Below are 13,338 nucleotides of genomic sequence, written 5' to 3' on the forward strand. Positions count from 1 at the left end.
TTCAGTATGTCAAAGATAATAGTTTGAAAGCTAATCACAACAGAGAAATACAAATCCGCTTCCGCTTTCCGGTTGTTTTCAGTATGTCAAAGATAATAGATTGAAGCTAATCACAACAAACTCCTAAAGTGCCGTAAAACGGGGTGGATTGTTTTCAGTATGTCAAAGATAATAGATTGAAAGCTAATCACAACAAAACTAACCAGAGAAAATTATTCTCTCTTGTTGTTTTCAGTATGTCAAAGATAATAGTTTGAAAGCTAATCACAACTTAATGTCAGCCTCTATGCGCTCGCTTTTAGTTGTTTTCAGTATGCCAAAGATAATAGTTTGAAAGCTAATCACAACAATTGTTGTTTGAACCTATCTTATCTTCACGTTATTTTCAGTATGCCAAAGATAATAGTCTAAAAGCAAAACACAACAAATATCTAAACCAAATTATACCCCATACATTACAAATACCTAAGTTCACTTCCTAAAGCTATCTTTCAAAACAACTATTGAAGGGATAAAAAATGAAATAGCGCCTATCAAACAAAGCATAACACCACTAATAATGAACGTATTACCCAACCCGATACTATCGGCCAAAAAACCGGTGCTGAGCAAACCTATCATCGAAGGTAGCAGGCTGGCGCTGGTATAAAAAGAGAAGACGCGTCCCATAACTGACGGCTCGATGCGTGTTTGTACTACGGTTGTGAACGAAGCCATGTAGAAAGCACCGGAAACACCGGCTAGAGTTGTAAGAAAAACGAAATAGGCATAGCCGGAAACCGGGAGTAAGCCGGAAAACAGAAAGGTCGCTCCCAAAAGAATATACATCCAGTTTATCATCAATATCTCGTTAAAACGAAACTTTTTCATGCCTAAAAATGCACCGCCCAACAAGGCTCCGCCTCCCCAGACCACTTCTATCAGACTAACCTGAAATGTGTTTCCCGAAAAATGATTCAAAGTCATCAATGGGAAAAGAACGCCTACAGGCATGATGAAGAATGTAGCCAGAACAGAAAAAATGAACATACAAGATAATCCGGAATGGGCGCGCACTTCGGTAACCGCTTCTTTTGCTTCTTTAATGAATTGTATTTTCTCTCTTTTTTCCGGCTGCTCAGGGTCGGGTATCGCTACAAACAAAAGGGTAGTGCAAGCAATAACCGCACCTACGACATCCAGCAACAATATATTCGTCATCTCCATTATCGAGATGAAAAGTCCGGCCAGGGCCGGACCGGCAATATTACAAAATGATTGTATCATCTGGCTGATACCGGCTATTCGTATTAATTCCGACTTCGGAGCCAACAATGGCACAGATGCCTGCATCGCCGGCATGTGGAAAGCCGAACCAACGGAACGAAGAGCCAGCAATACATAAATATGCCCAATACGGGCCAAATCGAAATAGAACAAGACTGCCAGGATTAACGTACAAAAGGCGATAAAGCTGTCGGCCATAATCATAATACGCTTTCTCTTCCAACGGTCGATAAATATCCCGGTGAACAAACCGAGCAAGGATTGAGGTAGTAAAGCGGCAAGCGTAGCCAAGGCCAAAACTTCTGCAGAACCGGTCTCGAGGCTCAGCCATAAAACGATTGCAAAATTAACAATCGAACTTGTCAGGATAGAGAAAAACTGCCCTGTCCATATAATAGCAAATATTTTTTTCCAGTTATTCATAACTCCAATTTGTATAATAAGTGAGATAATAGGATAAGTAGGTGAAAATGGTCCTATAAGACTATAGGTGTCAAAAGGATGGGCCAAAAGAAAAGACCCCTGCTATGAAGGCATATTATTTAATGCCCGAAATTGAAGTTACAGAACACATAATTTATCATCTATGAATTGTGCACAAAGATACTATTTAATTTAAGATTTGCAAGAAAAAAACGGAGGCTGCGAGATTCACATCCGACAGCCTCCTACACTAACCCTTAACTTTAACCAATGAAAAACAATAATTTATGCCTTATGCCTTCAATGAAGCAATTGCAGCTTCATAATCCGGCTCGTTTGTTATCTCGGAAACAAGTTCTTCATAAATGACTTTACCGTTTTCGTCGACTACAATCACGCCTCGGGCTAATAAACCTTTCAGCGGACCGTCTACCATCAACATCCCGTACTTGTTTTCAAAACAAGAGCATCGGAATGCAGAAAGGGGAACCACTTTGTCAATGCCTTCCGTCGTGCAGAAACGTCCCTGCGCGAAGGGTAAGTCTTTCGATACGGACAAAACCACAGTGTTCGGCAATGAGGCTGCTTCCTTGTTGAAACGTCTTACCGAGGCTGCACAGACCGCAGTATCCAAACTCGGAAATACATTAATTACAACCTTACTGCCTTTCAAGTCGCTCAGTGACAATTCCGATAAATCGCTCTTTACGCCTTTAAAATCGGGAGCTTCCGCTCCAACTGCGGGTAATGAGCCATTTGTATTTACTTCATTACCTTTAAATGTTATTTTTGCCATCTTTTGTAGTATTTTATGTTTTACATCTCAAAAGCGACGTACAAATATAGTCGCTTTTATATAAATGAAACAAAAGAGGACAGACAATGTTCCTCGTTTAACTCTTTTTAATAACAAATGCAAATAGTCCTCCGATTCTTTATAAATTATGCCCTGCAGTTTTCTGCCATTGCCGGATTTTTTCATAAAATTGCTCTTTTTCTTATATCTTGTATTGGCATTATCAGCTTGGAAGGGAAAATATCCCGTACATTTGCTCCAAATTGAAAAGAAATGGATTGGTTGGTTATTTGCTTGCTCATTATTATCATCGTTTTACAATTCGGTTTACATCCTAAAAAGGGAAATGAAGATGCTATTGTCGAACTGAAACGGTTGCTCGATGAAATGCAACGTTCCTTCGAACGGATTGAAAAGAATTTCCGCGATGATTTCCGCCTCAACCGGGAAGAAAGCCGTATCGTGGCACGCGATAACCGGGAAGAACTTACACGGTCGATGAACGAATTCAGGGAGGCTTTCGACCGGGGAATTGCTTCTTTCAATAACCTGCAAAGGGAAAAATTCGCCAATCTCGACGAACAACAACGGCTTCTGGTTGCCAACACGGAAAAGCGGCTGGAAGAAATCCGCATCACTGTCGACGAAAAATTGCAAAAGACGTTGAACGACCGCATCGGGCAATCTTTCCGCCTCGTCTCCGAACAATTGGAAAATGTACAGAAAGGGTTAGGCGAAATGCAAACGTTGGCGCAGGACGTTGGTGGGCTGAAGCGCGTTCTCAGCAACGTGAAGACACGGGGAAACATCGGGGAAATACAATTGAGCATGCTACTCGAACAAGTATTGGCTCCGGAACAATACGAGGCAAACGTACACACTCGCAAAGGCTCGGATGCTGTCGTTGAGTTTGCCGTCAAGCTTCCGGGACGCGACGACATCCGCGAATTTGTCTATCTCCCGATTGATGCCAAATTCCCGAAAGACGTGTACGAACAACTGCTCGACGCTTATGACAATGCCGATGCACAGGCGATAGAAGCTGCCGGGAAATTGCTGGAAACAACCATTAAAAAAATGGCGAAAGATATTTCCGACAAATATCTGGCTCCTCCTGCTACTACCGATTTCGGTATTATGTTCCTTCCCTTCGAAGGTATTTATGCCGAGGTGGTCCGCCGTTCGGCACTGCTGGAAGAGTTGCAACGGAGCTACAAAGTGGTAGTGACCGGCCCAACCACATTGGCTGCCATCCTCAACAGCCTGCAAATGGGTTTCCGTACATTGGCCATCCAAAAGCATTCGGGCGAAGTATGGACTATCTTAGGTGCTGTAAAGAAGGAATTCGAGAAAGTTGGCGGCATGCTTGAAAAAGCCCACAAAAACCTGCAAACGGCCAGTGGCCAAATAGAAGAGGTGTTGGGTACGCGTACGCGTGCCATTCAGCGGAAATTGAAGGATGTGGATACGTTGAGCGACCGGGAAGCACGTGCCATCCTGCCCGAAATAGGTTCACTTTCCGACAGCGAAGAAGACAACGACGCCTGAAATAAGACTGATTGAATAGAAGATGGAGCGAAAGATTATACATATCGACATGGATGCTTTCTACGCTTCTGTGGAACAGCGTGATAACCCCGAACTAAAAGGTATTCCCCTGGCCGTGGGGCATGCGGAGGAACGGGGCGTGGTTGCGGCTGCAAGCTATGAGGCAAGGAAGTTCGGCGTTCGTTCGGCCATGTCGTCGCAGAAGGCGAAACGTCTGTGCCCGCAATTGACTTTCGTACCGGGACGGATGGAGGTTTACAAAACCGTTTCACGCCAGATACATGAAATCTTTCACGATTATACGGATATTATCGAGCCGCTTTCGCTGGATGAGGCTTTTCTGGACGTCACGGAAAACAAAAAGAATATTCCGCTTGCTGTCGATATAGCCAAGGAGATAAAACAGCGTATTCGGGAAGAGTTGCATCTGGTGGCTTCCGCCGGTGTTTCCTACAACAAGTTTTTAGCGAAAATAGCATCTGACTACCGCAAACCGGACGGCTTGTGTACTATCCATCCGGCACAGGCGGAAGAGTTCATCGGCCGTCTCCCGATTGAAGCTTTTTGGGGAATAGGTCCGGTCACTGCCAAAAAGATGCATACTTTGGGTATTCATAACGGCAAACAACTAAGAGACTGCTCGCTGGCAATGCTGACCCGCCAGTTCGGGAAGGCGGGTAGCCTGTATTTCGACTGTTCGAGAGGTATAGACCTTCGTCCGGTCGAAGCCGTCCGTATCCGCAAATCCGTAGGTTGCGAGCACACATTGGAAAAAGATATTTCCCGCCAGTCATCTGTCATCATCGAACTATACCATGTCGCCACCGAATTGCTCGGCCGCCTGCAACGCACCGATTTCAGAGGAAACACATTGACTCTGAAAATCAAGTTTCACGACTTCAGCCAAATCACCCGGAGCTTTACACAAAGCCAAAAACTGACTACCTTGGAAGTCATATTGCCTCTCGCCAAGCAGCTACTAAAAGAGGTTGAATACGAAAACCACCCTATCCGTCTGATAGGCCTTTCCGTATCCAACCCTTCGGAAGAGAAGGAGGAACAACAAGCCCGCTGGGAACAACTGAGTTTTGAGTTCAGCGATTGGGATTAGACTCTCCGGCTCTCACTCCATCAGCATAATATCGACTCCCTCGGATGGTGGAATAGCAGCTTCGTCGACCGCCCAGTTCTTATTAGGACGATTTCCCATCACAAGAACCAAAGTGCCGCCGTTCAAGATATCATCGTGTGTAAAATATGTCTTATCATAAGGTTGCCCGTTTAGTTCGGCCGATTGGATGTATTTGTTATCCTGTGAATTATTTTTGGCAACAACCGTAAACGTTTTCCCGTTGTCAAGCTTAATCGATGTTTTGTCGAACAACGGACTTCCTATTACATAATAAGGCAGTCCGGCCGTTACGGGATAAAATCCCATAGCGGAAAACACGTAAAATGCGGACATTCCGCCTCCGTCCTCATCACCGCATATTCCCATCAAATCATTCCGGAACCAACTTTCCATCAACATACGGATACGCTTCTGCGTCTTCCAGGGTTGTCCGGCGTAATTATACAAATAGGGCACATGGAAGCTGGGTTCGTTTCCCATCACAAACTGCCCCACATTACCCGTGGCATCAGGGTGTACGGCATAGTATTGCCATTTGGAAAGTTTTATTCCTTCCACAAAAAGCTGGTCCAATTTATCTGTAAACGGTTTATTCCCACCGAACAAATGAATCAAATCGGCCATATTATGATGCACATCCCAAATATATGTCCACGCATTATTTTCATCATAATAGGCACGGGCACCAATTCCTCCGGAAAAGACATAATCGAACGGTTGGATAAATGCTCCGTCTTTATCTTTCGGGTGAAAGAAGCCGGTTTCTTTATTGAATAAATGTCGGTAATTGAAAGCTCGTCCGATATGGAAATTATAATCTTCCTTCTTTCCCAGACGTTTAGCCAATTGTGCAATACACCAGTCGTCGTAAGATGCCGCCTGTGTCACTGCAACGGCTTGCCGTTGTTCAAACTCATGGACTTGCGGGACTGTCTCTTTCTCTTCCGGATGTAAGGCAGGGAACCAACCGTTTTCATGATAAAAATCGTCCAATTCGGTTTTAGGCCCTCTGCGCCATGGTATCATTGTCTCGTTCAGAACCGTATAATGCATTCCCTCGAATGCTTTATCCACATCGAATTTTAACCCCTTGCACAGTGCATCGGCAAATACAGCCGCTGCATGATTACCGTTCATGCAATGGGCATCCCCAAAGACAGAAGGAAAAGTGGGAACCCATCCTGATTGTTCGTACATCCGGATATAAGAAGCCAGCTTTTCCTCTTCTGCAGCCGGATTAAGGATTACTTGCAGCGGATGCAATGCGTGATAGGTGTCCCACACCCAATCGTCCGTCCAGAAAGGGACACCTCCGTCTTCGTGTACTTTTCCGTCAAAACCACTATAATAATGCCCATCCTCGGAGATATTAATCATACGTTCATGCGAACGGTACAAAGCGGTATAAAAGGTTGTTTTCTGATTTTCTGTTCCACCTTGCACTTCGATTTTTCCCAAAACGTGGTTCCATTCATGGCGTGCAACCGTAGCCAAAGCTTCCAAATCATAGTCTTGAATTTCTTTTTCCAAGTTCTTTTTTGCCTGTTCCACACTGATATACGAAATGCCGTAACGCATATTCACCTGTTTCACCCCTTTATCGAACCGCGCATAATTAACATTTGTTCCGTTGCCGGTCGGAGAGAATTCAGCGGGTTCCCGGTCAAATTCCAGATAAAAATAATGTTTTGTTCCTTGGCAAACATCATATCCCGACAATGTATTGGCTTTTCCCGTTATTTCGCCTTTGCCCGTGGCACGCAACTGGATATAACGGTTGCCATCTTCTTCAAAGGTACAAGAATAAATCGCGGCTCGTTTCCCGGGAGAAAATTCAACAAAAACTCCGTAATCGTCCAGTAAAACCGAATATTTGTATGGTGATGTTTTTTCTTGGTCGTATCGATATGCAAGATGCGGTTTCAATCCGGCAACATCCCCGCAATATGGCATCAGCAGCAATACGCCTCCTTGCCGGTGGGACGGGACATTTAAAGGCAGGCCATCCATACGGTCTGTTACAAACTCGTTGTGTCCTGGTATCATTCGTAACATGCTATTCGGCTGATGGCATGTCGGATAAGTAGGAACCAGCAAATGACTGATATTCCCGATACGGTTATTTACATAATCGACCGGTTCCCGAATCTGGTCGGATTGACAACTCCCTTGCAACAAAGCGAGAGTCAGAAACATTACGGGCAAAAAGGCTTTTTTCATAAATTCTACAATTTAATATAAGACATAAGCATAACAATCTTTTTTATGGTTAAGCATTTACATACAAAGAAACAGAAAAATCAGAGAATATCAAATGAAAAAACCATTCATTCCAACCTCTTATTCGTTCAACGTTCGTGAAACGCAAAAGCATCGAACGTATTTTTCGCGTTCAACGTTCGTATTTTTTCCGTTCATCGAACGTTGAACGAAAGGAATATAGTAATGAAATGGAAGAATGTTGAAATGGGTAGGAAAAAAAGATACGGACTATTCCTCCGTTTTTCGGTATAATCCGTAAATACACTTCTCTCTATATGTAAAAAACAAAAAAAGCCGTTCTAAATAAAGAACAGCCTCTTGTTGAAAGTGATTCCGGAGCGATTCGAACGCTCGACCCACGCCTTAGAAGGGCGTTGCTCTATCCAGCTGAGCTACGGAACCAGCTTTATTTGCGGTGCAAAGGTAGTATTATTATTTAAATACACAAAAAAACTTATTCGTTTTTTACCGGTAAGAGCTTCATAACCGAAAGCTGAAACAAAAAAAACAGGCTTTTCATCTGCAAGTCGCAAAATGATTAGAATGGATAACCGACTGCAAAATGCCACGCGAAATTGTTCTTAAAATTAGGATGTAGAATAGCCCATCGTTTTGAACCGCTCTGTTGCGGATTGTAAGCTTTCATGCCAGTATCAAAACGTATCAGGAAGAAGTCGAAATCCAAACGAAGCCCTAAGCCGTAGGATGCTGCTATTTCTTTATAAAACCGGGAAAAGTCAAAGTTTCCGTTCGGACGTCTCTCATCTTTATGGAAAGTCCAAATATTACCGGCATCGACAAATGCTGCCATCTCAAATTTCCAGAATAGTTTTGTACGGTATTCCACACTTAAGTCCAAACGGATATCGCCTACTTGGTCAGCAAACGATTGGACGGAATCGGCCGGCATACTACCCGGTCCTAAAGAACGGACCGACCAACCTCGTACGCTATTGGCCCCTCCCGAAAAGTAACTGCGTTCGAAAGGGAGCATTTTCTTACCGTTTCCATACGGATACCCGACGCCTACCCCTACATGGAAAGCCAGTTTATTACGATTATCCAATACGATACTTTTACTAAAATCAACATCGCCTTTTATAAACTGAGCATAGTTGATACCGAATAAATTATAACGGCCTTCACTATCTTTCTTTGCCCCGGTAATTTTTGAAAACGCATATAGGAGATTTCCAGCCATATCGAACGAAAGACGCAGGGAATGAGTATTCCGTAACCGGTTCTGCGGATTGTAATTATTAAAAGAATAGGTATAGCCCGTCCCGACAATAAACTGGTCGGTGAAATTATAAAGTAAAGTGGATTCCGGCAACTTCTTTTTAAAGGTAGTATCGACTTTAGGCAAGTGCACATAATCGACATCCAGCAATTTGAATACATGTCGTGCCTGCACATTATACCTCTCCTGCCAAATATAGTTCCATCCCCCGGATAAAATAGCCCGTCTAAACTCCGGACGTGTCTGTAAGCTATAGCTTAGTTTCAATTCTGTCGTCGCACGTATTTTCCGACGAAAACCATCGCTCAGAAAGGGGAAAACAAAACGGGGAAACAAAACAGAAGCTTCTGCTCCGAACTCCCAAAAACTATTTCCTTCCGAATTGGACAAAGCTTCGTAAGCTCCTCGCACTTTGGCTGAAAAGACCTCCGAGCCCTTGAACAGATTACGATGCTGATAATTCAAACTGGATGCAAATCCAAAATCGCCCGCAGAGTTTGTCCCTTCCACATCCACGCCGAATCCCTGCAATTTTGCCGGAGAAGTCAGGATGGTACAGTTTAGTTTCATCGTATCATTCTCTTCTACCTCCGAAAAACGAATATTTACATTCCGTAAAGCCCGCAAGGTTGCAAAAGACGCATAAGTTTGTTCGACATTCCGTTCATTATACAAACGGCCGGGCACAATAAAGTTACTTCTACGCAATACATTAGGACGGATGCTTTTCCGGTTCTTGGTATATAAAATATTGACATCACCGATTTTTACCGTATCCTGAACAAACGGCTGCCCTTCATCCAACGTCAACGGGTCATAATCTGTCACGATTGACACATCTTTGATGTAATAGCGGCGATGCGTCGTATCAATAACCGAACCATCCGGCTTTTGTAAACGATATGGCTTCAAAACCATATCTAAATCTACCTGATGCCGATTAAAAGAACTATCGGCAACATAAGAAAGATAATCCCGGTTAAAAGCGTAATAGCCACGCCGGCGCAAAAGTGTTGTGAGACGTTGTCTCTCTTTATCCAAAATATCACGATCAAACAAGGCACTATCCTTAATCAGCGATGTATAATCGTCCGAATAAGTACGAAATGCCGAGGAAAAAACTGAACGATGAGGCGGTTTGATACGAGCGATACTATCGATTTTCGGATCGTCCAAATTCATGGAATAGTTACTTATCCGATAAGGTTGATTCGAAATTATCTCGTAGGTCACCACCGCTTTTTTCCGCTTTGAAGTATCAATAGTCGCTATCACCTCAGCATTCGTATAACCTTTATTCACAAAGAAACGTTCCAGTTCATTGACAGATTGCTCCACCAATGTCGTGTCTAAAATAACCGGTGCTTCCCCCATGCGGCGCAACTGCTTGCTGAGCCATTTCTTTTCATTCCGCCCGGACCAGTCGTACACATACAACTGCCATTTCATCAAGCCAAAGGCCTTAAAATTAGGCTGTTGACGCAAATAAGGTTTTAAGTCCCCAGTTTTATAATTCTTATTATCTGATATAATCTTGACATCGTCCAACAAATATTTGCCGTCGCCAACATATTTTGTCGAGCTACAAGAGACCAACAATTGCAGAAAACATATAAAACATAATATCCGGAGGATTCCCTTCATCATTCAACCTTTTACGCACGCAAATGTACAGGAATTTAAAGAATTTCCTGTACATTTGCTTTGTAAAAAGAGTAAAGATGCTGAGTAAGTCGAAAGTTAAGTACATACGTTCACTGGAATTGAAAAAATATCGTAATGAACAGAATGTTTTTGTAGCCGAAGGAAACAAACTCGTAGCCGACATGTTACATGCGTTCGAATGTGAATTACTTATTGCCAAACCATCATGGATGGCAACACAAGGGAATATTCCAGCCAAAGAACTGCTGGTTGATGAGGATGAAGACATCCGGAAAGTCAGTTTTCTAAAGAATCCACAAGACGTTCTCGCTATATTCAAGCGTCCGGCATGGTTGCTTGATGAGGCTGACCCTTCTTCTTCCCTCCTTTTGGCCTTAGACGGCATACAAGATCCGGGAAACTTGGGTACAATTATCCGATTGGCCGACTGGTTCGGTATTGAGCACATTGTTTGTAGCTTGGATACAGCCGATGTTTTCGGACCTAAAACAGTCCAGGCAACCATGGGGGCACTAACTCATGTAAAAGTTCATTATACGGATTTACAAAAATATTTGGAAACGCAGGCTGCAAAAGGCATAGCTCTGTTCGGGACATTTCTGGACGGAGAGAATATGTATACCAAAGAATTATCGGCCAACGGTATTGTCGTAATGGGAAATGAAGGAAATGGTATCCGCCCGAAGATAAAAGAACTTATCAACCGGAAACTTTATATTCCCAGCTTTCCTCCCGAACGTGAAACTTCAGAGTCGCTTAATGTAGCCATTGCTACTGCTATTATCTGTGCGGAATTCCGCCGCCGTCAAGGTAATCCCGCTTAAAAGATACAAATCGACAAGCATACCGGAGGAAACGCCCTCCGAAACGCCCAAATGTGCAAGCGTATCGGCTACGACTTCTATTCGGGAGAAATTCGGCTGCCATTTAAAAGAAATCTTATTTTCTCCCGGATGAAATATTTGTTTGTTTCGGACAACAGGAATTAAAATACCGCCATAAAATTCTGTCCCGGCAATCTCCCCTTCCAACGGATAAATACCCGACATTCTCCCCTGGACATCCAGCTCTATATAATGCATTCGATAGAATTGCCGGCAATACAAATAATGAGAAGCAACCCTGCGCATAATCTTTCCGGAAAAATAGTTGTGTTATTTAATGCTATCTTTTTTAATAGCATCAAGCCTTCCGTAATTGTACTTCATCAGGTTGATACTATCCAAATAAACTTTGTAATAAGAGGTGTCTGCATTATTCATAAAGATATGGCCGTAAACACGTTTTACTTGTTTTGTCGGTACACTCTTCAGTATCATTTCATAATAACCGTCGTGTTGTATCTTATCATTAACTGTGACAATCGTATCTCCTTGATCCACACTTAAACGAAGTTCCGGTTTATAAGGCATTGATTTATCAACACCCCAGACAGTCATTCCTAACACGAAAGAACTGCCAGACGAATAATTGACCTCAGGTTTGATATCAAAAACGACACCATTAAACAAAGACTTCGGGGTCAGGGTCAGATAAGTACGCCGAGGCCAGATATCAACAGAATCCTGTTTGGTCGTTGGAGCTGCCGCGGCCTGCACATCGCCTAAATCCTTTTGTAGTTTTGCCAGTTCTGCCATTACACGGTCACAGACTTTCATATAAATATCCAGATGCCCACCATACCATACCAAAGATGTATCATATTCAGCCTGAGTTATTTTATGTTTGCGAAAAATAGACTGATATAAAGCCTCTTTATAGGTATCATCCGGAAACGCTTTATTATCGATTTCCACCATTGCTTCGGCCAACTGCATATCAAGCTGTACTGCCTGCATTTTTTTTTCTGAAAGAATACCATCAGGCACCTTACTACAAGCAATCAGCAACGCTCCGACCAAGAGAACAACACCATATCTATGCAGTTTATTCCGCATGTATTTTTTATTTTTCTTTTGAAAGACTCGACGATAATGTCCGGCGATAAAATATCAGTAACAAAAAGACTCCTACACAAATGGCAGAGTCTGCTAAATTAAAAATCGGACGGAAAAACACAAATTCTTCACCACCCCAGATTGGAACCCAATCCGGTAAATCCGTTTGTATTAATGGAAAATAAAACATATCGACCACTTTTCCATGCAACCACCCGGCATACCCACCTCCTTCAGGCATAAATGAAGCAATCTGTCCAAAACTATGGTCGAATATTACACCATAAAACACAGAATCGATTATATTCCCTATTGCCCCGGCAAATATAAGCGATACACAGGCTATAAAGCCTAAACTGTAATTCTGTTTTACCAGTTTATACAAATAATAACCGATAAATCCAACTGCAATAATGCGGAAAACAGATAAAAAAAGCTTTCCTATCACCTCTATACCGAAGGCCATTCCCGGATTTTCCGTGAAGTATAGATAAAACCAAGGAGTAATTTCTATACTCTCATGCAATTGCATGTGCGTTTTAATCCATATTTTCAGAGCTTGGTCAAGAATAAGGAGCAGCATTACAATCAACACTGCTCCCCAACCTTTGGAATATTTCATCTACTTGGCACCTCCTTGTTTAGCTTCGATACTCAAAGTGGCATGAGGCACTGCACGTAATCTCTCTTTCGGAATCAGTTTTCCTGTTTCACGACAAATACCGTACGTTTTATTTTCGATACGGATTAACGCAGCCTGCAAATTCTGGATAAACTTCATCTGTCGCTGTGCCAGACGGCCAGCTTCTTCCTTGGATAAAGTGGCCGCTCCCTCTTCCAGCACTTTGAATGTAGGAGAAGTGTCGGCAACATCATTACCATCCGAATTTGTCACACCGGATCTCAGCAAATCATAATCTTTTTTAGCCTTGTCCAGTTTTTCTAATATTATGGCACGGAACTCCTCGAGTTCAGCATCCGAATATCTCGTTTTTTCAGCCATGGTTCATTAATTTTAGGTTCTACAATTCATAATATATTCAATGCTTCTGTAGCAGTTCAAATATAC

The 13,338-nt window shown here is 42.8% G+C and carries 11 protein-coding genes and 1 tRNA gene; 3 read left to right on the plus strand and 9 right to left on the minus strand.

The window, feature by feature from the left end:
* Window positions 1–471: 471 nt before the first annotated feature.
* Window positions 472–1,689 carry an MFS transporter gene (locus tag DW103_RS15665; protein WP_122277829.1) on the minus strand — a complete coding sequence of 406 codons (1,218 nt, stop codon included), beginning with the start codon at window positions 1,687–1,689 and terminating at the stop codon, window positions 472–474.
* Between the two features lie 292 nt (window positions 1,690–1,981).
* Window positions 1,982–2,485: a thiol peroxidase gene (gene tpx / locus DW103_RS15670; protein ID WP_122277831.1), complete on the minus strand. Its 504-nt coding sequence runs from the start codon at window positions 2,483–2,485 to the stop codon at window positions 1,982–1,984.
* 273 nt (window positions 2,486–2,758) lie between these two features.
* Here tpx and DW103_RS15675 point away from each other — a divergent pair, with 273 nt between their 5' ends.
* Together DW103_RS15675 and dinB are read left to right on the plus strand one after the other, a co-directional pair.
* Window positions 2,759–4,033, plus strand: a complete 1,275-nt coding sequence (locus tag DW103_RS15675; RefSeq protein ID WP_122277833.1) for a DNA recombination protein RmuC — start codon at window positions 2,759–2,761, stop codon at window positions 4,031–4,033.
* A 22-nt stretch (window positions 4,034–4,055) separates the two neighbouring features.
* Window positions 4,056–5,144, plus strand: a complete 1,089-nt coding sequence (gene dinB / locus DW103_RS15680) for a DNA polymerase IV (protein ID WP_122277836.1) — start codon at window positions 4,056–4,058, stop codon at window positions 5,142–5,144.
* 12 nt (window positions 5,145–5,156) lie between these two features.
* Here the strand turns inward: dinB and DW103_RS15685 are convergent, their stop codons facing one another.
* The 3 genes from DW103_RS15685 to DW103_RS15695 form a co-directional block, all read right to left on the minus strand.
* Complete coding sequence (locus DW103_RS15685) at window positions 5,157–7,385, minus strand: GH92 family glycosyl hydrolase (protein WP_122277838.1); 2,229 nt, start codon at window positions 7,383–7,385, stop codon at window positions 5,157–5,159.
* A gap of 370 nt (window positions 7,386–7,755) precedes the next feature.
* Window positions 7,756–7,829: transfer RNA gene (locus DW103_RS15690), tRNA-Arg, on the minus strand.
* A 136-nt stretch (window positions 7,830–7,965) separates the two neighbouring features.
* Window positions 7,966–10,314, minus strand: coding sequence for a BamA/TamA family outer membrane protein (locus tag DW103_RS15695; protein WP_122277840.1), 2,349 nt, complete (start codon window positions 10,312–10,314; stop codon window positions 7,966–7,968).
* 74 nt (window positions 10,315–10,388) lie between these two features.
* On the opposite strand from DW103_RS15695, the gene DW103_RS15700 reads away from it, so the two are divergent.
* On the plus strand, window positions 10,389–11,156 hold the full coding sequence (locus DW103_RS15700) for an RNA methyltransferase (RefSeq protein WP_122277842.1): 768 nt from the start codon (window positions 10,389–10,391) through the stop codon (window positions 11,154–11,156).
* Here the strand turns inward: DW103_RS15700 and DW103_RS15705 are convergent.
* Genes DW103_RS15705 through DW103_RS15720 form a run of 4 tightly spaced genes read right to left on the minus strand, consistent with a single transcriptional unit; the run spans window position 11,079 to window position 13,272 of the window.
* On the minus strand, window positions 11,079–11,462 hold the full coding sequence (locus DW103_RS15705; protein WP_233545716.1) for a hypothetical protein: 384 nt from the start codon (window positions 11,460–11,462) through the stop codon (window positions 11,079–11,081). The two genes, DW103_RS15700 and DW103_RS15705, sit on opposite strands and share 78 nt — an antisense overlap.
* Window positions 11,463–11,486: 24 nt before the next feature.
* The gene (locus tag DW103_RS15710; protein WP_122277847.1) at window positions 11,487–12,269 is read right to left on the minus strand and encodes a DUF4296 domain-containing protein; all 783 of its coding nucleotides are present in this window, start codon (window positions 12,267–12,269) and stop codon (window positions 11,487–11,489) included.
* 7 nt (window positions 12,270–12,276) lie between these two features.
* Window positions 12,277–12,891 (minus strand): lipoprotein signal peptidase, encoded by a 615-nt coding sequence (locus DW103_RS15715; protein WP_122277849.1) that lies wholly within the window; start codon window positions 12,889–12,891, stop codon window positions 12,277–12,279.
* On the minus strand, window positions 12,892–13,272 hold the full coding sequence (locus tag DW103_RS15720) for a TraR/DksA C4-type zinc finger protein (protein WP_122277851.1): 381 nt from the start codon (window positions 13,270–13,272) through the stop codon (window positions 12,892–12,894). It lies immediately after the preceding gene.
* Between the last annotated feature and the right edge of the window lie 66 nt (window positions 13,273–13,338).

The organism is Parabacteroides sp. AM08-6, from assembly GCF_003473295.1.
Classification (GTDB): Bacteria; Bacteroidota; Bacteroidia; order Bacteroidales; family Tannerellaceae; genus Parabacteroides.